Origin of the sequence: Arthrobacter rhombi, from assembly GCF_039526245.1 — a bacterium.
Taxonomy (GTDB): Bacteria; Actinomycetota; Actinomycetes; order Actinomycetales; family Micrococcaceae; genus Arthrobacter_H; species Arthrobacter_H rhombi.
The window spans coordinates 260,311-280,744 of record NZ_BAAAIV010000004.1; the positions used below are offsets into that span (position 1 = coordinate 260,311).

A 20,434-nucleotide genomic window follows, 5' to 3' on the forward strand; every position below is an offset into this window, starting at 1 on the left:
CCCTGACACCGTCCGGAAGGCCACACCGTTGAAACCCTCCACCCGTAGGCGCCTCTTCCGGGGCAGCCTGTATGTCATCCTCGTCGTCGCCGTTGCGGCCCTGCTGTTCGTTGCCGACTGGAAGGCGATCAAGTTCAACTTCCTCGACCTCGAGGTCGCGCGGGAGCAGTTCCCCTCGATCATCACCACGGCGGCGAAGAACACCGTCATCTATACGGTCATCGCCTTCGTTGGCGGCCTCATACTGGGCTTGATCCTGGCGTTGATGAAGCTTGCTCCGATCGGCCCCTACCGCTGGATCGCCACCGCCTACATCGAACTTTTCCGGGGGCTACCCGCCCTGCTGGTCATCTTCGGCATGGCTTTCGCCGTTCCGCTGGCCTTTTCCTGGCGGCCTCCCGGTGGCGCCGTCAGCGCGGGCCTGATCGGGCTCATCCTCGTATCCGGCGCCTACATCGCGGAGACGATCCGTGCGGGAATCCAGGCAGTTCCACCGGGACAGACCGAGGCTGCACGCTCGCTGGGGATGGCCCCGGCCTGGACGATGGTGTCTGTGGTGCTGCCGCAGGCTTTCCGCATCATCACTCCGCCGCTGACCAATGAGCTGGTCATCATCATCAAGGACACCTCATTGCTCTTCATCGCCGGCATGGCCATGGGTGACAAGGACCTGACCACCTTTGCCCGCGATATGTCATCCCAGACGGCGAACTCGACGCCGCTGATCGTGGCGGGTCTGATGTATCTGGTCATCACGCTGCCGCTCACCCAGCTCGTGGCCAAGCTCGAACGCCACCAAAACAGAGGACGGTAACGATCATGAGTGCGGTCATTCCCGATCAGAGTCGCCCGGCCATCGAGGTCCGCGGCCTGCACAAGAGCTTCGGCGACAAGGAAGTCCTCACCGGCATCGACTTCCATGTCGGCCAGGGCGAAGTGGTCTGCGTGATCGGCCCCTCCGGGTCGGGCAAGTCGACGTTGCTGCGCTGCGTCAACCGGCTCGAGGAGCCCACCCAGGGCACGATCCTCGTCGAGGGCATCGACATCACCGACCCGGAGACGGATCTGGACAAGGTCCGGACCCGGATCGGCATGGTGTTCCAGCAGTTCAATCTCTTCCCGCATCTGAATGTGCTGGACAACCTGACGCTGGCCCAGCGCCGGGCCAAGAAGCGTGGCAAGGCGGAGGCCCGCAGGATCGCGCAGGGGAACCTGGAGAAGGTCGGACTGGGCGACCGCGGCGACGCCTTCCCGTCGCAGCTTTCCGGTGGCCAGCAGCAGCGGGTGGCCATTGCCCGTGCCCTGTCGATGGACCCCGACATGATGCTCTTCGACGAACCGACCTCGGCGCTGGACCCCGAACTCGTCGGCGACGTGCTGGCCGTCATGCGCCGCCTGGCCGACGAGGGCATGACCATGATGGTCGTGACCCACGAGATGGGCTTTGCCCGCGAAGTGGGTGACCGGGTGGTGTTCATGGACGGCGGAGTCGTCGTCGAGCAAGGCAAGCCGGCAGATGTACTGGGCAACCCGCAGCACGAACGCACCCAGTCGTTCCTCTCCAAGGTCCTCTGAGCCCTCAGCTCCGACAGGACGACGGCGTGGTCCCCGCTACTGCGGGGGCCACGCCGTTTTCATGCTGTCGCGGTGACCCGGGCGTTGATGCCCTGGTGCAGGGCGCGGATGCCGCTGCTGTCGATCCGCACGTCCACGATGCGCCGGCGCGTTTCCGCATCGACCGTCGGTCCGGCAGCCAGGACAGGGCCCAGCGCCCGGGCTTCCCCGACCCGGACGTAGTCGAGCCCGTAGGCGGCGGCCAGGGCCCGCAGGTCCACGGTCTGCGGGGTCCCGAAATAGCGTTCGACGGTCCCCGCATACACCTGCTGTTCGGCCAGGGCGCCGTGTTCGAGCGTGGAGAAGATGGCCCCTCCGCCGTCGTTCAGGACCACCAGATCCATGGGCGGCACGTTTTCGCCGGCCCCGAGGAACAGGCCGCCGACGTCGTGCAGGAACGTCACATCGCCCAGAAGGACGGTGGTGCGCTCCCCCCGGTGATCCGCTGAGCCCAGCGCGATCCCCGTGGCGGTCGCCAACGTCCCGTCGATCCCGGCGAGCCCACGGTTGGCGTAGACGGGGCGCCCCGTCGTCCCGGGCACTGCCGCCAGGTCGGCGTCGCGGATCGCGTTGGAGGAGCCCAGGACCAGGGGCCCGGTGTCGGCGTCCCATACCAGCCGGGCCAGTTCCAGGCCGGTCGGCTCCTCCCCGGCGATGGCCGTGTCGATGATGTCGGTGGCACGCACCGCCGCGGCCTTCCACGCATCGATCCATCCCGCGGGTGCCCGGCCGGCGAACGCCGCGAGTTCCGTCAGTTCGGTGATGACCCGGTCGGCTCGGCGCCCGGGCTCGAACCAGGCGACCGGTTCCGGGACGTAGAGCGCCGAGGGGTGCTCGCGCTGGGCCAGCAGCCGGGCGACCGGACGGCTGAGGGTCGGGCGGCCGAAGACGACCACGCGCTCGATCCGGGCGTCGAACTCCTGCAACAGCACGCGGTAGGGCCCGATGGCCTGCGGGCCGAAGCGTGCGTTGGAACTCGGTTCGGCGAGCAGGGGCAGGCCCAGCGCCCGGGCGAACCGCTCGGCCAGGGCGGTGGCGTCATGGCCGGCCACCACCACGGTGCGCCGCTCCGGCAATTCCGCCTCGCGAACCAGGTCGATGAGGCTGGTATCGCCGCCGGTTCCGGCGGCGCCCCCGGGGATCGGCACTGACAGGGGCGGGGCATCGCCGTCGTCGTCCCCGGGGACCAGGGGGTCGCGGAAGGCGAGGTTGACCTGCACTGGCCCGCGGACCGACTGCTGGAGATGGGTGTGCTGTGTTGCCGGCGGCGGGGTGTTGGTGCCAGCGGCCAACGGGTTCAGGTCCGCGTCGCCGCCGGTGAGCGTCATGCCCTCGCTGGCCAGCAGGGCGCGGCGGATGTCAGCCGCCGGGTCCAGGCCCGCCTCGATGTCGACGCTGCAGCGCACGTGGGTGCCGAAGAGCCCCGCCTGCCGGGTGGTCTGGTTCGCTCCGGTGCCGCGCAGTTCCGCGGGACGGTCGGCGGAGAGAACCACCAGGGGAACTGCCGCGTGGTTGGCTTCCATGACGGCCGGGAGCAGCTCGCCCACCGCGGTGCCCGAGGTGGTGACGATGGCGACGGGGCGGCTGGTGGCCAGGGACAGCCCCAGTGCGGTGAACCCGGCATCACGTTCGTCGATCCTCACGTGGACGCGCAGCACGCCGGCTTGTTCGGCCTCGGCGAGCGCGTAGGCCAGCGGGGCGCTGCGCGATCCGGGGCACAGCACCACTTCACGTACCCCGTCATCCGACAGGGTCCTGACCGCCGAGCGTGCGGCGTCGAACGAGGTCAGCTGTGCTTCGGGCGAGGTCATGGGAACCATCCTAGGACGGCTCGGTTCCCAACAGCCGGGCGCAACGGCGCAGTCGATCGATCCACCAGTGCCGCCGGTCCGCCGGTGCCGCCTGGCGGCGCAGCAGATCGGGGTCCGCTTCCACGGTCCTCAGGTCCAGGACGCCCTCACGGGCCTCGTAGCGGTCGACACAGACATCGGCCTCGAGGAGGGACACCGTGCCCAGGCCACAGGCGTAGGGCAGCTCGGGCAGTGCAGCTGCCAGGGCGGCACCGGTGCGGATCCCGATCGAGGAGTCCAGTGCCGAGGACACGACGGCGGGGAGCCCGGCTTCGGCGACGATGGACAGGGCGCGGCGGATGCCGCCCAGCGGCTGGGCCTTGACGATGATCAGGTCGGCGGCTCCGGCGCGGGCGACGGCCAGCGGGTCGGATTCCTTGCGCACCGATTCGTCGGCGGCAATCCGTATCCCCAGGCCGCGGCGGATGACCTCGGCGCGCAGCCGGCCCAGTCCCCCGATGCCGTCCACCGGCTGTTCGGCGTATTGGAGGTCGAATCCGGCGAGCGCCTCCAGCCCTGCCAGGGCCTGGTCGTGCGTCCAGCCGGCGTTGGCGTCCACCCGCAGTGCGGCACCGGGCAGCAGGCGACGGACCTCGGCGACCCGGGCCACGTCGTCGTGCAGGGTCTGGCCCTTTTCGGCGACCTTGATCTTCACGGTGTGGGCGGCGTCGAAGGAGGCCAGCACCGGCTCGACGGAGGCCGCCGGAACCGCGGGGACCGTGGCGTTGACCGGCACCGTGGTGCGTACCGGAGCGGGGAAGCCCTGCCAGCCGGCTTCGATGGCGCAGCGGAGCCAGGGCGCTGCTTCGCTGTCGCCGTATTCGAGGAACGGGGAGAACTCGGACCACCCGGCGGGGCCCTGCAACAGCAGCACCTCACGGTGGGTGACCCCGCGGAAGCGCACCCGCATCGGCAACGAGACCACGTGGGCGGCGGAGACCAGTTCCTCGATGGTCGGCCCGGCGGGGGACGTGGCCTTCATCTCGCCGGGGGCCCGCCCGGGAACGGCGTCGGGGGCGGGGACGTTGTGCGGGATAACCATCAACACATCGTATCGGCGTCGGCTCCGCCGAGGAGGAGGGCGATTGTGGGACGCTATAGGCACATGGACGAGACCAGGGAAATACCGGTGGTGGGAGGCGGCTCCCATCGGGCTGCCCGCAACCCGGGGCTCTGGATCCTGGCCATGCTGGTGTTGCTCGGTTTGTTCGCGGTGGCGTACTGGGCGTTCGTGCTCACCCCCACCGGGCAGCAGGCCGACGACCAGGCCCTGCGCGGGGCCATTTCCTTCGTCAACGAGGGACGCACGCGCTCGGCGGCCTTGTCCTTCCTGAACGAACTCCCCCTCCTGTCCGGGGTGATCGCCCTGGTATCACTGGTGATCGCGGCGATCGTGCGGCGCAACCTCCATGCCCCGCTGGTCGCGGCCTTGTCCTTCGGTGCGGCGGCGGGCAGCACCCAGCTCCTGAAGCATCTGGTGCTCAACCGCCCCGACATGGGTATCTCCGAGGCGACGGTGAATTCGTTCCCCTCCGGCCACACGACCGTGGCGACCTCAGCGTTGATCGCCGTCTTCCTGGTGACCTCGCCCCGATGGCGGCCGCTGATCGCCACCTGCGGTGGCCTCTATGCAGCGGTCACCGGCATCTCGACGTTCGCGCTGGGCTGGCATCGCCCCTCAGACATCGTGGCCGCATACCTGGTGGCCGGTTTCTGGGGCCTGCTGGCCGGGCTCATCATCCTGCGCCGGCAGCCGTCCTGGAACTGCTGGGACGGGCCCGACTCCTTCTGGGCCTCCTCGGGGACGTGGCCGACGCTGTTGTGGTTCCCCGGGGTCGTGGGGTTCATCGGTGCGGCCGGCATCTACTTCTTCGTCGCCCAGCTGGGGCCGACTGCGGGAACCACCGAGCAGAACTGGTTCCTGGTCTCCGGGGCCCTGCTGGTCATCGGCGCCGCGGGGTGCCTGTTCGGACTGCTCTCGGGAGTCTTCTCCCACCAGACGCGGCGCCGCGGCCGGTGGCGCTGAGCGCTCTCTAGCCGGACCGGCGCGGTCGGCGTTCGTCCAGGCTCCCCGGCGGCGCCATCCGCGGGATGAAAGAGGCGAACAGACCCGCCCCGGCGAACGAGACGGCGGCGACGGCCAGCACGCCGGTGCCCAGGGTCGCCACCGCCGTGACGGCGGAGAGCAGGACCGGCCCGCCCATGACACCGGCGTCGGCGATCAAACGCCAGAACCCCAGGAACTGGGGACGGCCAACGGCCGGGGAATGGTCGGCCCCCAGCGTCATGACGATCCCGGAGCCGATGCCGTTGCCGAACCCCAGGAGCATGGCGACCAACAGGAGGGTCCACGGCCCACCGGTCAGCGGCATCAGCGCCAGGGCGACGCCCATGACCAGCATGCACGGCACCGCAACCCAGGTCCTGCCCTTGCGGTCCATCACCTTGCCGGCGGGATAGAACACCAGCATGTCCACCGCGCCGGAGACCCCGTAGACGAGTGACGTCGCCGAGGCGTCCATTCCCAGCTGCTCGGCCCAGAGCGGGATGACCGCTTGCCGGGTGGCCCGGACGGCGGAGATCATCACGATGCCCAGGCCCACGGTGGCGTAGATGCGCCAGTGGGCGGCGATGATGCCGCGCAAGGTGACGGCGCCGGCGTCGTGCCGTGGTGTGGCGGACTCCCCCGTGGCCGTTCCCCGCCGGCCGGCGTTCCCGTGACCTTCGAGCTCGGGGATCTGGATGCACACCAGGGTGGCCGCGACCATGGCACCCAGCCCGGTCCAGTAGGCACCGGCCAGGCCGAGCCCATGCATCGCCGCGGCACCGGCAAAGGGGCCGATGAACAATCCGATGCGCAGGGTCCCGCCCAGGCCCGACATGGCGCGGGCGCGGTGGCTCAGCGGCACGGCATCGGTGAGGTAGCTCTGCCGGGCCAGGTTGAAGACCGAACCTGCCATCCCGATCATCAGCACGCCGGCGGCGAAGATCCAGAGGCTTCCCGCGGCGAGGCAGGCGGCCATCCCGGCGGTGGCCCAGGTGGCCGCACCGATCATCGCGATGCGCTCCCCCAGGCGGGCCACCAGCAGCGAGGCGGGGACGTTGGTCACCAGCGATCCGATGCCGATCAGGGTGATGACCAGTGCCGCCTGCGCCACGCTGGCCCCCAGGCCGCGGGCGCTGAGGGCGATGACGGGCAGGATGCATCCCTGGCCGACGGCATAGAGCAGCGACGGCGCGTAGACGCGGAACACCATGGCCCCCATCCGGCCTCTGTCCTGGGGGGATCCTGCGGTGGCGATGGCCCTAGGCCCCCGACGAGCCCGCGGTGTCCCTCATCCGCTCGACCAGGTAGCGCGATTGCAGGGGGTTGTAGGGCAGGATCGGGATGGCCTTCGTGGCGTCCGCCGAGGATTCGCTGATCGCCGAGGCACACATGCGGATGCCCTGGCGCAGTTGTTGGAGCTGGGTGCGCACGAAGTCCATGTCGACCATTCGGCCGTGGCCCGGGACGATCGCGGGGTAGAGCTCGTCGATGGCGATGATCTTGCCCAGGGTCTGGCCCCATTGACGCGGGAACGCATCGGAAAAGGAAGGATCCGCACCCTCCTCCACGAGGTCGCCAGCGAACAGGACGGTCCCCGAGCCCACCAGCAGGTCACCGTCGGTGTGCCCGAGGCCCAGGTGGAACAAGGTGATGGAGTGTCCGCCCAGGTCCAGGTCCACGGGTTGTGCCTCCACGAGGTGGTTGGGGAGGACGACGGCGGTGTGCTCGCCCTGCGCGGTGGCCATCGCCGGATCCGCTGCGTGGACGAGGCTTCGCTGCTCTTCCCCCGTGGCGGCCATGGTGTCAGCTGCGCGCGTGTGGGCCCAGATCTCCTCGACGCCGTGGGCCGCGAAGTACGCATTGCCGAAGAAGTGGTCGCCGTGGGCGTGGGTGTTGACCAGGACCAGCGGCAGGTCGGTGAGTTCGCGGACTGCCGCATGGAGCTGTGCGGCCTCCGTGGGCCCGGCTCCCGAGTCGATGACCGCTGCGCGTGCGTCGCCGATCACCAGTCCGGCGTTGACCCCGAACGCGTCGAGCCGCAGGAACCACGTGCGCTCCCCCGCCTGGATCCAACGTCCTGGGGCTTGCTCTTCTGGCATGGTTCGTCCCTGTCCCGGCGTCGTCCAGCCCCCGGAGGAGACGGCAGCGCCCGCATCGTGTCGGCAGTGTTGTTCCGACTCTAATCCCCCGACGCCTGCCGGTGGCCCGTGTCGGGATCCGGGGCGCGGACTCCGCCGGAAGATGACGTCACGTGGCGCGCGGCGCCAGCCCCACCTGCCCGGCCAACAAGACGGTGGTGTGGTGGAACAGGTCTCCAGCGTCCGTGAACGTCGACGGTCCGTAATGACCGAACACCTCGAAATTGACGGCTCCGAAGAGGCCCGACCAGCAGGCCATGCCCCGGGCGACGAGTTCGACCGGCACGGTGAGCCCGTACTCGTTCCGGATCGCTTCCAGGTCGGTGGCCAGCGGGGGTGACAGGTCCACCGCCCTGTTTCCCTCGGCGGGCGGCCAGCTGAGATCGCCGGTCTTCCACGCGTCCTCGATGATCGCCATCAGGGCCACCACGACGCGGGTGCCGGCGTCGTTCGTTCGCTCGGCGGGAGCCTGGTAACCGGGCACGGGAGTGCCGAACAGCAGCGCGTAGCGCGCCGGTTCCCCCAACGCCCAGCTGCGGACTGCGCCGGCCAACGCGACGAACCGGGCGAAGGGATCCACGGAGGCCTCGGCAATGACGGTGTCGACCCGATGTCCGAGGTCGTTGTACGCGTCGACGATCAGCAAGGTCAGCAATTCGTCGCGGCTCGACACGTAGCGGTAGACGGCGGAGGAGACCACACCGAGGTCACGGGCCACGGCACGGAGTGACACAGCCGCAGCACCCTGGCTCGTCAGGTGCTCCCTGCCGATGCGCAGGATGTCCGCCATGGTCTGTTCCCGGGCACGCTGGCGCGGTGTCTTCGTCTCGCTCATTCCCCCATCAAAGGTCATGAGTGCGAGCGCCGTCAACTTTAGAGAGCACTGCTCTTGACGCTGTCGCGCTCCGGATCTAGTCTCAATATCGAGAGCACCGCTCTCATTTTACGAATCTACGTTGGAGAACACCATGGCACAGCAGTTCCTCGTCACCGGGTCGGGCCCGGTCGGCACCACGATCGCGCTTCAATTGGCGGGTGACGGACACGCGGTCACGCTGGCCACGCGCTCCGGTTCGGGGCCCACCCACCCGCTCATCACCCGCATTCGCCTGGACGCCACCGATCCCACAGCGGTTCAATCCGCGATCCACGGGGCGGCGGCCGTCTTCCACTGCATCCATGCCGCCTACACCGTGGAGGCGTGGCGCGCCACGCTTCCCCGGGCCGAACAGGTGGTGTTGGCCGCCGCGGGCGTCCACGGGATTCCCGTCATTTTCCCGGAAAGCCTCTATGCCTACTCGCGGCCGGACCAGATCATGCGCGAGGGTTCGCCGCGGACGGCGACCGGTGGGAAGCGTGGCATCCGTGCCGAACTGCTGGATGCCCGCGCAGCTTCACCCACCCCGACCGTCAGCGTGGTCGCATCGGATTTCTATGGGCCCCATGCCGAAACTGCGCATGCCGGCTCCAGGATGCTCGAGGCGGTTTTCGCCGGACGACGCCTCTTTGCCCTCGGAAACCCCCGCTTGCCGCACTCGTTCACCTACGCCCCCGACCTGGCGGCCGCGATGATCCGGGCCGCCGGCCTGCCCGAAGCGTGGAACCGTGTCCTCCACGCCCCCACAGCTCCGCCCAGCACCCAGGAGGCCATGGCCGCCGCCTATGCACGGGCCGCCGGCCTGCAGGCACCGAAAATCACCGGCATTCCCTCACCGCTGCTCCGCGTGCTCGGCTTGGTTCACCCCGGCAGCCGGGAGATGGCAGAAATGGCCTATCAGTTCGACAAGCCCTTCGTCATGGATTCCAGCGACAGCGAGGCAGTGCTCGGACTGACACCGACGCCACTTGAGGACGGCGCCGCTTCCACCGTCGCCTGGTGGACGGGGCAGCGCGCGCTGCAACAAGCCTGACCAGGGCGCCACCATCGCGGAGGAGAACCCCGGCTGGGTGCATCCCGTTGGCTCGTCGATCTCCGGCCCGCGGACAACATCGCAGATCCGCGGGGCACTGCGGAACAGCGCAGGGCCCGAACCGTTGTCATGACAACTGTCCGGGCCCTGCCGGGTTTACAGGTCGGCGAGGACCGATCCCGGGTTTTCGATGGCGTCGGCGACGTAGCGGAGGAATCCGCCGGCCGTCCCGCCATCGCAGACACGGTGGTCGAAGGTCAGGGTCAGTTCGGTGACCTTGCGGACCTGCAGCTCCCCGTCCACGACCCATGGACGGTCGATGATCCTGCCCACCCCGAGGATCGCCACCTCGGGATAGTTGATAATCGCTGCCGAACCGTCGACCCCGAAGACCCCGTAGTTGTTCAGGGTGAACGTCCCGCGCGTGAGTTCGGCCGGCGTGCACTTGCCCTCCCGGGCCACACCGGCCAGCCGCCGGACCTCGGCGTCGAGTTGCCGGGCACTCATCCCCTGCGCGTTGGCGATGCTCGGCACCATCAGCCCGCGGTCGGTCTGCGCCGCGATGCCCAGGTTGACGCCCGTGAACGAGAGGATCTCCTGGCCGCCATCTGCCGATTCCTGGATCCGGGTGTTCAGCTCGGGGTACCTGACCAGGCCGGCGAGGGTGAACCGGGCAATGTATGCCAGCAGCCCGGGGGTGTTCTGTGGATCGCTGGCCTTGAGCTTGGAGCGCATCTGCACCAGTTCGGTGGCATCGACATCGACCCACACGGTGGCCTCGGGAATTTCCCGGCGTGACGTGCTCATGGCCTGGGCGATCGACTTCCGGACCCCCTTCAGCGGAGTCCGGGCTGCAATCCCCAAACCGGAGCGCGCGTCCTCGTCATCCCCGGGAGCTGCTGTCCGCAGGGGTGCTGCCGGGGCAGCATCCGGGCGCGCGGCTGACGTGCCGGAGTCCCCGCCGATGGCTGCCTGCACGTCGGCGCGCAGGATCAGCCCCTGCGTTCCGCTTCCCGTCAGCGTGGCCACATCGATCCCGTGGTCGCGGGCCAGTTTGCGGACCAGTGGCGAGATGACCGTGGGTGCCGTGGTGCGGACCGGGGCCGTGGGCGCACCGACATCCGCTGGCAGGGCGGCGGCCTGGGCCGTGGACTGCGGCGTCGTGGAGCCTCGGGGCGCACGTGAACGCCGGGTGGAGCCGGCGCCGCCGGGGGTCCCGTAGCCGATCAGGACGTTCCCGGATCCCTCGGAGGCCCCGGCTTTCTCCTCCTCGCGGTAGGACTGGGCCCGCTCTTCGGCGGGTGCTGGAGCTGCGGGTGCCGACGCAGTAGCGGCGCCGTCCTCCACGGAAACCAGCGGCTTGCCGACGTCCATCGTGTCACCGGGTGCTCCGTGCAACTGGTGCACGGTTCCGGCGAAGGGGCTGGGCACCTCGACGAGGGACTTGGCGGTCTCAACCTCGGCGATCGGCTGGTCGACGGCCACGGAGTCGCCTTCGGCCACGAGCCAGTTGACCAGGTCGGCCTCGGTCAGGCCCTCACCCAGGTCGGGCAGCAGGAATACCTTGATGGCCATGTCTAGTCCTCCCACTGCAGCAGGTCGACGGTGTCCAGGATGCGGTCGACGCTGGGCAGGAAGTAGTGTTCCAGCTTCGGCGACGGGAACGGGACATCGAATCCGGTCACGCGCAATACCGGGGCCGCCAGCGAGTGGAAGCAGCGTTCCTGCACGCGGGCGGTGATCTCCGAGGCCACCGAGGCGAACCCGGGCGCTTCGGCGATGACCACGGCACGGCCGGTCTTGCGCACCGAGGCGCAGACGGTCTCGTCGTCGAAGGGGACGATGGAGCGCACATCGATGACCTCCAGGGAGCGGCCCTCCTGCGCGGCGGCCTCGGCGGCGGCCAACGCGGTGGAGACCGACGGCCCGTAGGCAATCAGCGTCGCATCCGTGCCCGGGCGGGCAATGGCGGCCTTCCCTTCGGTCGGGTGCTCGCCGGCGGAGACCGCGGCGTCATACGCAGTGCGCAGCGCATCCAGATCCACCGGCTCCTTGGAGAAGTAGAGCTTCTTCGGCTCCAGGAAAACCACCGGGTCGTCGGAGTCGATCGCCTCACGCATCATCGTGTAGGCATCGGCCACCGTCGAGGGCGTCATGACCTTCAGCCCCGGGGTGTGGGCGTAGTACGCCTCGGAGGAATCGCAGTGGTGCTCCACGCCGCCAATGCCCCCGGCATACGGGATGCGGATGACCACTGGCATGTCCAGGGCGCCGCGGGTGCGGTTGCGCATCTTGGCCAGGTGCGAGGCGATCTGCTCGAACGCCGGGTACGCGAACGCATCGAACTGCATCTCGATCACCGGGCGCATCCCGTTGATGGCCATGCCGATCGCCATGCCCGCGATGCCGGATTCGGCCAGTGGGGTGTCGAAGCAGCGCTGCCCGCCAAAACGCGCGGCCAGTCCGTCGGTGATGCGGAAGACCCCACCGAGGGTGCCTATGTCCTCGCCGAAGAGCACGACGGCGTTGTCTGCTTCCAGGGCATCGGCCAGTGCCGTATTGAGGGCCTTGGCGAACGTGACCGGCTTCGGCCCGGAGGCCTCGGCGCGTTCGGCGGCGCGGACGGTGGCCTGGGCCGTGGCGGCGCTGACGTTGCCGTTGGCCTCGGAGGAGGTGGTGATGTGCGGGCTCACTTGGCGTCTCCTTCCCGGGAGAGTTCATCGGCCAGCAGCGCCGCCTGTTCGGCGAGCTGCGGGGTCTGGTGGGCGTAGACGTGGGCGAACAACTCGAGGGGGTCGACCTCGGGGTCCTGGTTCAATCCGTCGCGCAGGGCCTTCGCGGTGTTCTCGGCGTGGGCGGCGATGCGTTCGGAGACGGCGTCGTCGAGCAGCCCCTTGTCCTGCAGGTAGGTCGTCATCCGGTTCAACGGGTCCTTCGCCTGCCAGGCCTGGACTTCCGCGTCCTGGCGGTACCGGGTCGCGTCGTCGGCGTTCGTGTGGGCCTGCATGCGGTAGGTGTGCGCCTCCACCAGCAGCGGGCCGGATCCGGTGCGGGCCAGCTCAACCGCCCGTCCCAGGACGGCCATGAGTGCGACCAGGTCATTGCCGTCCACGCGCTCACCGGCCATGCCGTATCCGACGGCCTTGTGGGCCAACGACGGGGCGACCGACTGCTGGGCCAGCGGCACGGAGATGGCGTACTGGTTGTTCTGCACGAAGAAGATCACCGGCAGGTTGAACACTGCGGCGAAGTTCAGCGCCTCGTGGAAGTCGCCCTCGCTGGTGGCACCGTCGCCGCACATGGCCAACACCACGGTGTCCTCGCCGCGCAGCTTGGCCGCATGGGCCACACCGACGGCGTGGAGCAACTGGGTGGTCAACGGGGTGGACTGAATGCCGACCTTGTACTGGCGGGGATCGTAGCCCGCGTGCCAGTCGCCACGGAAGAGGATCATCGTTTCCAGTGGATCCACACCCTTGGCCATGACGGCCACCGAATCCCGGTAGGTGGGGAACATCCAGTCGTCCGCGCCCAGGCAGAGGGCGGCTGCCACCTGGCAGGCTTCCTGCCCGTGACTGGAGGGGTAGACGGCCATGCGGCCCTGGCGCACCAACGCCGAGTTCTGGTCGTTCACGCGCCGGCCGATGACCAGCTGCTCGTAGGCCTTCATCAGGGTTTCGTCATCGGGGAGCGGATACTCGTGCCCCGGTTCGGTCCCCTGGTCCTCCAGGGGACGCAGCTTGCCGGTCTCGTCGACGATCTGGATCTGGCCGCGCGAAGGCAGCAGGTAGTCCTCGACGGAAATGCCGAAGTGGCGGCAAACGGTGTCGAGGTCGGCGGCTTCGGCGGCGTGATGCCCACCCGGCTCGGCGCTCATGATGTACTCCTTTGTAGTCTCCCGGACGCTCGACGAACCGCATGAAGGCATGCATCGTCGAAAGCACTTCGTGACTCAAGTATGCGAACTGCGAACGGATCGTATCCACTTGCTCAAAAATGCTTGGAATATTGCGAACAAGGAGCGTATTCTCAAAGACATATTGTCAATGTGAGTGGCGTTACACGAAGATCCGTGGACGCCCGGATCTGGGAGGACCCCATGGACTCGATCCCCGTGCGGCTGGACGATGTCGACCACCGCATCCTGGCGGAGTTGACCCGTGACGGCCGGCAGTCCGTCACGACGGTGGCGCAGAACGTCCACGTCTCCCGCGCCCATGCCTACTCACGGATCAACCGGCTGCAAGACGAGGGAGTCATCACCCGCTACATGGCAGTGGTCGATCCCGTGAAGGCCGGGCTGCGTTCCTCGGCTTACGTGACCCTGAAACTGCGCCAACACTCGTGGCGGGAGCTCCGCGAACGACTGGCCTCCCTGCCCGAGGTGCACCACATCGGACTCGTCGGCGGGAACTTCGACGTCATCCTGCTGGTTCGCGCCAAGGACAACGTGGACCTGCGCCGGGTGGTCTTCGAGAACATCCAGTCGATGCCCGGCGTCCTGGACACCCAGACGTTCCTGATCTTCGAGGATGTCGACACCCGCTGAGGAGGCCGAAGTCCTCCTGCAGGGTCACCCTTCTGGAATGATCCTGTCCATCCACCAGTCTGGGGCCGTCAGCCAAGCCACGTGAAGCAGTACGCACGCGGCACGGCATCGCGCACCATTCCGCCCCGAAAGAAGCCCGTCAACAGGACACGGACAGTGCGAGCGGGGCCCTGTGGGCACCACCGCTTTGCCCACGCGGGCTGTGCCGGGTCGCTGGCAACCCGTTATCGATGCCGTCAGGGCCTGAGGAGCGCGTCGACGGTATCCCTCACCAGCTTGTCGATACTGCCGGGATCAGCGGGCGTGTAGATCAGCTCAGCGGCCAGCCCGCCGGCAAAGGCGAGCAGTGCGCGCGCAATGGCGGCATCGTCGAGCGCTGCTCGAAGTTCCCCGTCGGCCCGACGCCACTCGAGCAGTCGAACCAGCTGTTCGCGAACCCCGGCGGACTGCCCTTGAAGGATCGCCGCGATTTCCGCATCGAAAGGTGCCCGGTCCGAGAAGGCGATGCCCACGACGACTGCGGCGCGCCGCGCGTCGTCGAAAGGAAGAGTCTCCATGATCAGATCGCCGAGCCAGGTGCGCAGATCGGGCCGGGCGGGCCGGCTGGTCACCTCACTCACGACAGCGACCTGCGCGCGCTCCAGTGCCGCCAGGAGAAGCTCCTGTTTTGTGGCGAAGGCCTTCTGCACCGCCCCCAGCGACCAGCCGGCCTCTGCCGCGACGGCACGGAAGGACAGGGCCACCATCCCATCTCGCCCCACGATGCGCAGGGCGGCGTCGGCGAACTCGCTCACCCGATCCTCTCGAGACATCTACGCTCCTCGCCCCTCTCGACTACTCCCTTGACACTCCCGAATACGAGCGTATTCTCCAAAGTGAGAATACGCTCGTATTCAGAACTGAGGATGTCATGAAGAGGTTTGGCCGCACAAGTCCGTCAACCCGGTACCTACTACTGGTGGGAATCACTTTCGGGCTCATCGTGGTTACGGGCCTCACCGGCACCGTGGCCTATCTTGCAGGGCTCACCGGTTATGCGCCCCTCGGACTCGCGTTCGCGCCCATCGCGGCGGCGCTGGCAATAGCGCTTTCGGTGCGTCACAGCTGGGCAGCACTGGGGCTCACCGCCCCCCGACGCCCCCTCTCCTGGGGTGCAATCGTCCTGGCAGCGCTACTTCCGCTAGGGGGAATCGCCTTGTCCTCCGGAGTGCAGATCTCCCCCTTCGCCATCATCGGCTTTGCGATCCTCGCCATCCTCGTTGGCTTTGTGGAGGAGACCCTTTTCCGCGGAGTCCTCCTCCGGGCATTCGCCCCGTCAGGGGTCGTGCCAGCAACGGTGGTAACCGCGGTCGCATTCGCCCTCGCCCACACCGTCACGGCAATCTCGCCCGATGCCAATGCGGCGACGGTCGCGCGGACGGTTGTATTCGCCTTCGCGTTCGGAGTGGCCGCGGCGCTCATGACGACCTGGACCGCCAGTATCCTTCCAGCCATTCTCCTGCACGCGACATTCGACTTCGTCGGATTCATCTTCACGCCTCGCTCCGCAGTACAAACTGATGCCGTCAGCATCCTGGTGTGCGTGGCCCTCGTCGTCGTCCTCACCGTCACGATGGCATCCGCGGCTCGACGCCTGCGAACTCCCGCCGCAGCGCAGCACCCAGCCAACGGCTGAACTCCAACGTCGAGGCCGAACCACCCTGCCCAATCCGGGCCCACGGAACCGGCCCGTTGGCCGTCAGAATGAACCCAGGGAATCCCGTCGCAGCAGGGGAATCGCCGCCGCACCCGCCAAGAGAACCCAGAGGCAGAGCACCGGGACGCTTCCCACCAGGGTCGCTGCTGCCCCGCCCGCCAGTGCCGCGACCGGCATGACGCCGAGTGTCATCGTGCGCTGGGCCGACCCCACCGAGGCCAGCTCGGATGGATCAACGCTGCGCGGAAGGACATCTGCTCCCGCGACGGCGGCGGCGGACACCAGAAACGCCCAGCCCAAGGATTCGACCGCCAGCCAGAGTAGATCCGGGCCGGCGAGCTGCTGACAGAACACTGCCACGGCAACCACGGGCATCGACAGCGCGGCGGCCCCCAGCCGCAGTCGACGCAGCCCCAGTTTCTTCGTGAGCCGCGGTCCGGCCGCCGCCCCGACAATCGCCCCGACGGCCGAGACCATTCCCAAGGCGGCGAACATCGCCGGGGCGATGGACAAATCCCGCATGACGAAGACCGGCATGACCGTATTGCCAACCATCGCCCCGGCGTTTGTCAGACTTCCGGAAAGCGTCAGCCTCCACAGTGCCGGTAGACGACGAAGTGTGAGCAACCCATCGACCAGACGTGCCCGTCGCCGCCCTACCTGGTTCGAAGCGACGACATCCGGGACCACCGCAATCCCCCTCTGCAAGAGAACCGATGCCGCATAGGCACTTGCCGCCACGACCAGTACCCCCAAGATCCCGGGTGATGCCAAGAGTGCACTTCCAGCCACCACCGCTGCAATGGATGTGCATTGTCCAACGACGGCCAATCTCGCGTAGGCGCCCTTGAGTCCTTCGGGGTGGACCAGCGCGGGGACCACCGTGCCGTGCGCTGTGGTGAAGACGACGTCGGCGAGCCCGACGAGCACCGCCCCTCCCGCCAGCACAGGCGTGGAGATCCAATCACCCATAAAAGCCAGGGCCAATGTCACCAGTACGCAACAACGAACCAACGTCGCCGAGGCCATGACCTCGCGTCGATCCCTGCGGGAGTCGACGAACCGTCCGACCGGCATGCCCACAAGCAAGAAGGCACCCAGGCCGATGGCGTTGAGCACGCCGACGAACCCGGCTCCTGCGCCCAGCGCCGCGACCGCCAGGATGGGCAGGATGGTGCGGGTCAAAGTGTCGCCAAAGTCTTCGGCGGCTCCTGTTGCCAGAAGATAGCGAAAGGAAAAAGCCGTGCCGCGCGTTGTCCGGTGGGCTTCCAAGTCCTTGGCGGTCATCATCATCCTCAAAATCGTGTCAGGTATTTCCTGGCAGACTGTCAGGTTAACCCTGACATAACAAGAGAACGTAGGCTGGCTCCATGGAAAGGCGGAAACATGCAGATTGAAGACGCGGCCGATACCGACCACCCCTTCATGTGCTCCTTTTGTCTCCGCCCGCGCGACGAGACCGGCTGGCTGGTGGGCGCACCCTCAGCGTCCATTTGCCGTTCCTGCTCGGAGTCGGCCCTCGAACTTCTCCGGTCGGCACCCCCGGAACCAGTGGACTTCCCCGGGGCACCCTGGGATCGACTCACCGAACGCGAGCTGCTGGCCCAGCTCCCCCGGGTCGCCCACGCACGGGACGACGTCGAACATCATCTGCGCACGTGGGTGAATGCCGCACGACGGCGAGGTATCAGCTGGGCGGCTATTGGGGAGTCGCTCGGCATGTCACGCCAGTCGGCGTGGGAACGGTTCCGGGAGACGTCCACGAAACAGGACGGCCGCGAAAAGGACCCGCGGTAGCCGCTCCGACCAGGCTGGATGGGCTGCCGCTGGTCTGCACCGGAGTGCGGGCTGCCTGGCAATCGGTGAAGATGCCTGATTAGGTCTTCTGCCATCGACCGGCGCGTTGGGCAAAACGACCGGTGGAATCCAAGATCTCAGCGCTGCGCCGGAACATATCCCGCAGTGTGCGCGTGGAGTGCCCATCCCGACTTTAGGACTGAGAGAGTTACTCATAATTTCCGCCTGGGTTCTTCTGAGTAACTACACCGCGGCCCCGGTCGGGAGGTTCGGATCCCTCCCGGCGACATAGTGGGCTGGAACGGCCCGGCGCTGTTCATGCGGATCGCCTCGAAACGAATAGCCAGTGGGCGACCGTCTCGCGCTTCAGCCCTTGAACTGGGGCTTGCGCTTCTCCTGGAAGGCCTTGAACCCCTCGGCGTAGTCGTCCGTGGCACACAGCGCGTCCTGCGCGCGGTTCTCGTTGGCCATGGACTCCCAGAGTCCCAGCCGCTGGTCGCGGACCTCGGCGACCAGCTGCTTGGAGGCGACGAACGCCTGCGTGGCCCCGTGGGCGACCTTGCCGACAATCCCCCGGGTGGTTTCCTGCAGCTCCTCCGCAGGCATGGCGCGGCTGAACAACCCGGAGCGCACGGCCTCGGCACCGGAGATCAGCTCGGCGGTGTAGACCATGTCCAGGGTGCGGTGGGCGCCGAGGCGTTCGGTGAACAGCCAGTGCCCCCCGGAATCCAGGGTGGCGCCCAGGTTGGCGAACGGGGAACCGATCTTGGCGTTCTCGGCCACGTAGACCACATCGGTGGCAATCGCCAGGCCCAGGCCGACGCCCAGGCACGCACCCTGCACGGCGGCGAAGGTGGGCGCCGGGAAGTCGGCCATCTGGCGCATCAGGGGTTCCACCAGCCCACCCAGGTAGCCCTGGACGTCGTCCTCCGCGGGAACCACCCCGGAGATGTCGCGACCGGCGCAGAAGCCCCGCCCCTCCCCGCGCAGCAGCAGGGCCCGGACCTCGCCGGTGGACACGGCGTGCGCCGCGTTCTCATACACCCGGGACAGCTCACGCAGCGCGTCGGCGTCCAGCGCGTTCATCTTCTGCGGCGCGTTCAGGACGACTTCGGCGACGCCGTCGGCGATCTGCAGGTCGATCATGGTGTGGCTCCTAGGAGTCGAAGTCCACGGACACGGCGTCCGAGGTCGGGTGCGATTGGCAGGTCAGCACGTAGCCGGCGTCGATCTCCTCGGGCTCCAGCGCGTAGTTCTCCTCCATCTGGACCGTACCCGTTACCAGCTTGGCGCGGCAGGTACCGCAGACCCCGCCGGCGCATGCAAAGGGGACGTCGGGGCGGACCCGCAGGGCGGCGTTGAGGATCGTCTCGCGCGCCGACATCGGGGACTTGACCTGCCCCTGGAGCCCGTCGAGCTTGAACTCGATCTCGTAGTTGTCCCCGGATTCGTCTTCGACGACGGGGCGCCCGCTATGGCCCTCGGGTCGGGTCGGCTGGCCGGTGGTGAAAAGCTCGTACCTGACCTTCTCGGCAGGAACGCCCTGCTCGGCGAGGTGGTCGCGGACCAGCTGGACCAGCTCGAACGGCCCACACAGGAACCACTCGTCGATCTGGTCGGTGCGGATCACCGACCCGAGCAGCGTGGTGAGCTTCTCGGAGTCGATCCGCCCCGAAAGCAGCGGGGAGATGCGCTGTTCACGCGAAAGCACATGGTGCAGCGCGAAGCGCGAGGGGTAGCGGTCCTTCAGGTCGGCCAGTTCCTCCAGGAACATCACGTCCATGGCCGCGCGGTTGGCGTAGACCAGGTCGAAGTGCACGTTCTGGTTGGCGGCCAGCACCGTCCGGGCGATCGCCATGACCGGGGTGATGCCGGATCCGGCGGCGACGGCCACGAAGTTGTGGCTGGTAGTGGTGTCGATCGACTCCGGGTTGTTCATCCCGGTCATCTGGTGCTTGGAGATGAAGGCACCGGAGGGGCTCATCACGTCCATGGTGTCCCCGGCCTGCAGCGACTCGTTGGCCCAGGTGGAGAACAAGCCGCCCAGGTCGCGCTTGATGGCCACCCGGATTTCGCCCGGTTTCGGCTCCGCGCAGATCGAGTAGCTGCGGCGCACCTCGGCCACGTTCCCGTCCGCGTCCTCCAACTCCTTGCGCAGGGCCACGTATTGGCCCGGGAGGTAATCGTAGTCCTCGATCAGCTCGTCGGGCACCTCGAAGGTGACCTCGATGGCCGCGGCGGTCAGGCGGCGGACCTCGCCGACGGTGAGCGTGTGGAACGAGGCACGACGGCGGGGCGCAACTCCCGTGGCATCGCTATCGGGGGTCTGGGTCGTCTCTGTCATGAAAGCACCTTGAAGTAGTCGAAGGGTTCCAGGCACTCCCGGCACTGGTACAGCGCCTTGCAGGAGGTGGACCCGAAACGGGAGAGTTCCTTGGTTTTCAGGCTGTGGCAGCGCGGGCACTTGACCGCCATCCCCAATGTCACCGTGCCGCGGTGGCCGGTTCCGGTGGGCGGGGCGATCCCGTACTCCTCGAGCTTGGCCTTGCCGGCCTCGGTCATCCAGTCGGTGCTCCAGGCAGGTGAGAGCACCAGGTCCACGGAGACGTCCCGGTAGCCCTCGGCACGGAAGGCCAGCTGGAGGTCCTCGCGGATGGCATCCATGGCCGGGCAGCCCGAATAGGTGGGGGTGATGACCACCCGCACCCCGCCGTCGTCATCGAGGTGGACACCGCGCAGGATGCCCAGGTCCTCGATGGTCAACACCGGGATTTCCGGGTCGGTCACGCGGGCCGCGATGGCCTGCAGATCGGTCATGGTGCTGCTCATGGGT

General features: G+C 68.0%; 20 protein-coding genes. 7 read left to right on the forward strand and 13 right to left on the reverse strand.

The window, feature by feature from the left end; translation table 11 throughout:
- The first annotated feature begins 28 nt into the window (after positions 1–28).
- Both ABD088_RS03695 and ABD088_RS03700 read left to right on the forward strand, forming a co-directional pair.
- Entirely contained in the window at positions 29–814 is a 786-nt protein-coding gene (locus ABD088_RS03695) for an amino acid ABC transporter permease (RefSeq protein ID WP_343900151.1), read from the forward strand.
- 5 nt (positions 815–819) lie between these two features.
- Positions 820–1,575 carry an amino acid ABC transporter ATP-binding protein gene (locus tag ABD088_RS03700; RefSeq protein ID WP_343900152.1) on the forward strand — a complete coding sequence of 252 codons (756 nt, stop codon included), beginning with the start codon at positions 820–822 and terminating at the stop codon, positions 1,573–1,575.
- Between the two features lie 59 nt (positions 1,576–1,634).
- Here ABD088_RS03700 and menD read toward each other — a convergent pair whose 3' ends face one another.
- Together menD and ABD088_RS03710 are read right to left on the reverse strand one after the other, a co-directional pair.
- Positions 1,635–3,425, reverse strand: a complete 1,791-nt coding sequence (gene menD, locus ABD088_RS03705) for a 2-succinyl-5-enolpyruvyl-6-hydroxy-3-cyclohexene-1-carboxylate synthase (RefSeq protein WP_343900153.1) — start codon at positions 3,423–3,425, stop codon at positions 1,635–1,637.
- 10 nt (positions 3,426–3,435) lie between these two features.
- Positions 3,436–4,446 carry an o-succinylbenzoate synthase gene (locus ABD088_RS03710; protein ID WP_343900381.1) on the reverse strand — a complete coding sequence of 337 codons (1,011 nt, stop codon included), beginning with the start codon at positions 4,444–4,446 and terminating at the stop codon, positions 3,436–3,438.
- A 123-nt stretch (positions 4,447–4,569) separates the two neighbouring features.
- Between ABD088_RS03710 and ABD088_RS03715 the strand changes: the two genes are divergently transcribed.
- Positions 4,570–5,490, forward strand: a complete 921-nt coding sequence (locus ABD088_RS03715) for a phosphatase PAP2 family protein (RefSeq protein WP_343900154.1) — start codon at positions 4,570–4,572, stop codon at positions 5,488–5,490.
- Between the two features lie 7 nt (positions 5,491–5,497).
- Here the strand turns inward: ABD088_RS03715 and ABD088_RS03720 are convergent, their stop codons facing one another.
- From ABD088_RS03720 to ABD088_RS03730, 3 genes are all read right to left on the reverse strand, one after another.
- Complete coding sequence (locus tag ABD088_RS03720) at positions 5,498–6,730, reverse strand: MFS transporter (protein WP_343900155.1); 1,233 nt, start codon at positions 6,728–6,730, stop codon at positions 5,498–5,500.
- A 40-nt stretch (positions 6,731–6,770) separates the two neighbouring features.
- Complete coding sequence (locus ABD088_RS03725) at positions 6,771–7,610, reverse strand: MBL fold metallo-hydrolase (RefSeq protein ID WP_343900156.1); 840 nt, start codon at positions 7,608–7,610, stop codon at positions 6,771–6,773.
- Between the two features lie 148 nt (positions 7,611–7,758).
- Positions 7,759–8,484, reverse strand: a complete 726-nt coding sequence (locus ABD088_RS03730) for a TetR/AcrR family transcriptional regulator (protein WP_343900157.1) — start codon at positions 8,482–8,484, stop codon at positions 7,759–7,761.
- A 133-nt stretch (positions 8,485–8,617) separates the two neighbouring features.
- On the opposite strand from ABD088_RS03730, the gene ABD088_RS03735 reads away from it, so the two are divergent.
- A complete protein-coding gene (locus ABD088_RS03735) occupies positions 8,618–9,559 on the forward strand; it encodes an NAD-dependent epimerase/dehydratase family protein (RefSeq protein WP_343900158.1) in 942 nt (313 codons plus the stop codon).
- A 156-nt stretch (positions 9,560–9,715) separates the two neighbouring features.
- Here the strand turns inward: ABD088_RS03735 and ABD088_RS03740 are convergent, their stop codons facing one another.
- Genes ABD088_RS03740 through pdhA form a run of 3 tightly spaced genes read right to left on the reverse strand, consistent with a single transcriptional unit; the run spans position 9,716 to position 13,436 of the window.
- Positions 9,716–11,134 (reverse strand): dihydrolipoamide acetyltransferase family protein, encoded by a 1,419-nt coding sequence (locus tag ABD088_RS03740; RefSeq protein ID WP_343900159.1) that lies wholly within the window; start codon positions 11,132–11,134, stop codon positions 9,716–9,718.
- A 2-nt stretch (positions 11,135–11,136) separates the two neighbouring features.
- Positions 11,137–12,252, reverse strand: a complete 1,116-nt coding sequence (locus tag ABD088_RS03745; RefSeq protein WP_343900160.1) for an alpha-ketoacid dehydrogenase subunit beta — start codon at positions 12,250–12,252, stop codon at positions 11,137–11,139.
- Positions 12,249–13,436, reverse strand: coding sequence for a pyruvate dehydrogenase (acetyl-transferring) E1 component subunit alpha (gene pdhA, locus ABD088_RS03750; protein WP_343900162.1), 1,188 nt, complete (start codon positions 13,434–13,436; stop codon positions 12,249–12,251). The genes ABD088_RS03745 and pdhA overlap by 4 nt, the downstream gene beginning before the upstream one ends.
- 222 nt (positions 13,437–13,658) lie before the next feature.
- Here pdhA and ABD088_RS03755 point away from each other — a divergent pair, with 222 nt between their 5' ends.
- On the forward strand, positions 13,659–14,108 hold the full coding sequence (locus ABD088_RS03755; RefSeq protein ID WP_343900163.1) for an Lrp/AsnC family transcriptional regulator: 450 nt from the start codon (positions 13,659–13,661) through the stop codon (positions 14,106–14,108).
- A gap of 236 nt (positions 14,109–14,344) precedes the next feature.
- Here ABD088_RS03755 and ABD088_RS03760 read toward each other — a convergent pair whose 3' ends face one another.
- The gene (locus tag ABD088_RS03760) at positions 14,345–14,902 is read right to left on the reverse strand and encodes a TetR/AcrR family transcriptional regulator (RefSeq protein ID WP_343900164.1); all 558 of its coding nucleotides are present in this window, start codon (positions 14,900–14,902) and stop codon (positions 14,345–14,347) included.
- 164 nt (positions 14,903–15,066) lie between these two features.
- Between ABD088_RS03760 and ABD088_RS03765 the strand changes: the two genes are divergently transcribed.
- The gene (locus ABD088_RS03765; protein ID WP_343900166.1) at positions 15,067–15,783 is read left to right on the forward strand and encodes a CPBP family glutamic-type intramembrane protease; all 717 of its coding nucleotides are present in this window, start codon (positions 15,067–15,069) and stop codon (positions 15,781–15,783) included.
- Positions 15,784–15,846: 63 nt separating this feature from the next.
- On the opposite strand, the gene ABD088_RS03770 is transcribed toward ABD088_RS03765, so the two are convergent.
- On the reverse strand, positions 15,847–17,223 hold the full coding sequence (locus ABD088_RS03770) for an MFS transporter (protein ID WP_343900167.1): 1,377 nt from the start codon (positions 17,221–17,223) through the stop codon (positions 15,847–15,849).
- On the opposite strand from ABD088_RS03770, the gene ABD088_RS03775 reads away from it, so the two are divergent.
- Positions 17,191–17,601 carry a ClpX C4-type zinc finger protein gene (locus ABD088_RS03775; RefSeq protein WP_343900168.1) on the forward strand — a complete coding sequence of 137 codons (411 nt, stop codon included), beginning with the start codon at positions 17,191–17,193 and terminating at the stop codon, positions 17,599–17,601. The two genes, ABD088_RS03770 and ABD088_RS03775, sit on opposite strands and share 33 nt — an antisense overlap.
- A 366-nt stretch (positions 17,602–17,967) precedes the next feature.
- On the opposite strand, the gene ABD088_RS03780 is transcribed toward ABD088_RS03775, so the two are convergent.
- Genes ABD088_RS03780 through paaD form a run of 3 tightly spaced genes read right to left on the reverse strand, consistent with a single transcriptional unit; the run spans position 17,968 to position 20,430 of the window.
- Positions 17,968–18,747, reverse strand: coding sequence for an enoyl-CoA hydratase/isomerase family protein (locus ABD088_RS03780; protein ID WP_343900169.1), 780 nt, complete (start codon positions 18,745–18,747; stop codon positions 17,968–17,970).
- 10 nt (positions 18,748–18,757) lie between these two features.
- Positions 18,758–19,945: a 1,2-phenylacetyl-CoA epoxidase subunit PaaE gene (gene paaE / locus ABD088_RS03785; RefSeq protein WP_343900170.1), complete on the reverse strand. Its 1,188-nt coding sequence runs from the start codon at positions 19,943–19,945 to the stop codon at positions 18,758–18,760.
- A complete protein-coding gene (paaD, locus tag ABD088_RS03790) occupies positions 19,942–20,430 on the reverse strand; it encodes a 1,2-phenylacetyl-CoA epoxidase subunit PaaD (RefSeq protein ID WP_343900172.1) in 489 nt (162 codons plus the stop codon). The genes paaE and paaD overlap by 4 nt, the downstream gene beginning before the upstream one ends.
- Positions 20,431–20,434 lie beyond the last annotated feature (4 nt).

What these genes read in the sequence shown, in the direction of transcription:
- ABD088_RS03715 (WP_343900154.1), top strand. Translation starts at nt 4,570, where the DNA reads ATGGACGAGACCAGGGAAATACCGGTGGTGGGAGGCGGCTCCCATCGG.
- ABD088_RS03755 (WP_343900163.1), top strand. Translation starts at nt 13,659, where the DNA reads ATGGACTCGATCCCCGTGCGGCTGGACGATGTCGACCACCGCATCCTG.
- paaE (WP_343900170.1), bottom strand. Translation starts at nt 19,945, where the DNA reads ATGACAGAGACGACCCAGACCCCCGATAGCGATGCCACGGGAGTTGCG.
- menD (WP_343900153.1), bottom strand. Translation starts at nt 3,425, where the DNA reads ATGACCTCGCCCGAAGCACAGCTGACCTCGTTCGACGCCGCACGCTCG.
- paaD (WP_343900172.1), bottom strand. Translation starts at nt 20,430, where the DNA reads ATGAGCAGCACCATGACCGATCTGCAGGCCATCGCGGCCCGCGTGACC.
- ABD088_RS03735 (WP_343900158.1), top strand. Translation starts at nt 8,618, where the DNA reads ATGGCACAGCAGTTCCTCGTCACCGGGTCGGGCCCGGTCGGCACCACG.
- ABD088_RS03720 (WP_343900155.1), bottom strand. Translation starts at nt 6,730, where the DNA reads ATGGGGGCCATGGTGTTCCGCGTCTACGCGCCGTCGCTGCTCTATGCC.
- ABD088_RS03725 (WP_343900156.1), bottom strand. Translation starts at nt 7,610, where the DNA reads ATGCCAGAAGAGCAAGCCCCAGGACGTTGGATCCAGGCGGGGGAGCGC.
- ABD088_RS03775 (WP_343900168.1), top strand. Translation starts at nt 17,191, where the DNA reads ATGCAGATTGAAGACGCGGCCGATACCGACCACCCCTTCATGTGCTCC.
- ABD088_RS03780 (WP_343900169.1), bottom strand. Translation starts at nt 18,747, where the DNA reads ATGATCGACCTGCAGATCGCCGACGGCGTCGCCGAAGTCGTCCTGAAC.
- ABD088_RS03710 (WP_343900381.1), bottom strand. Translation starts at nt 4,446, where the DNA reads ATGAAGGCCACGTCCCCCGCCGGGCCGACCATCGAGGAACTGGTCTCC.
- ABD088_RS03700 (WP_343900152.1), top strand. Translation starts at nt 820, where the DNA reads ATGAGTGCGGTCATTCCCGATCAGAGTCGCCCGGCCATCGAGGTCCGC.
- ABD088_RS03740 (WP_343900159.1), bottom strand. Translation starts at nt 11,134, where the DNA reads ATGGCCATCAAGGTATTCCTGCTGCCCGACCTGGGTGAGGGCCTGACC.
- pdhA (WP_343900162.1), bottom strand. Translation starts at nt 13,436, where the DNA reads ATGAGCGCCGAGCCGGGTGGGCATCACGCCGCCGAAGCCGCCGACCTC.
- ABD088_RS03730 (WP_343900157.1), bottom strand. Translation starts at nt 8,484, where the DNA reads ATGAGCGAGACGAAGACACCGCGCCAGCGTGCCCGGGAACAGACCATG.